This window comes from Bradyrhizobium sp. NBAIM03 (assembly GCF_020194055.1).
Lineage (GTDB): Bacteria > Pseudomonadota > Alphaproteobacteria > Rhizobiales > Xanthobacteraceae > Bradyrhizobium > Bradyrhizobium yuanmingense.
Genome location: NZ_JADYVS010000115.1, coordinates 1 through 487, shown reverse-complemented (window position 1 = coordinate 487; position 487 = coordinate 1). Strand labels below are relative to the sequence as shown.

The 487-nt window shown below is 61.8% G+C and carries 1 protein-coding gene; it reads left to right on the top strand.

Features of this window, described 5'->3' with window-relative positions; translation table 11 throughout:
* Positions 1-22: 22 nt before the first annotated feature.
* Positions 23-487, top strand: a 465-nt coding sequence (locus tag I6F21_RS37645; RefSeq protein ID WP_225184373.1) for a PRTRC system protein B, incomplete at its 3' end; no start/stop codon positions are given.

Sequence of the window (487 nt, the reverse complement as noted above, 5' to 3'; positions counted from 1 at the left end):
TCATTTCACGATAGGAGGCCCCATGGCCAAGATCTTGACCGCCAGTCGGTCTCATGACGTGGCCCTGCAAGGGGCCATTTTGCTGTATGGGCCGGCCGAGGGGCAGTTCACATACTCGACGGCACACCGCATCACTCACGAGGCGGGGACTCGAAAGCCTGCAATCGGCCCGGGTGTTCCGCTCAATCGGCGAGCACTCATTCACGCTGTGACCCAGGTTGCTTTGTCAGCGTTGCCGAAGGGCGAGTTCCTGACGCCGAACGTACTGTCCGTGAGCACGCGCGCCGTAACGTGGTGGTGCCCGCCGGCGATTCGCCGGGTGTTCTTTCAATGCAAAGAATTGGGTACGCGCAGTGCGGTAGTGCCGCACCCGGGCTTGGTGTTCCAGGCGGCCAATGACGGGTTCAGCGTGTTTGCCTTGATGGAGGACGTCAGGCCGACGCCGGAATCCATGCTGCACGAGCCGCCGTACTTCAATACGTGGGAC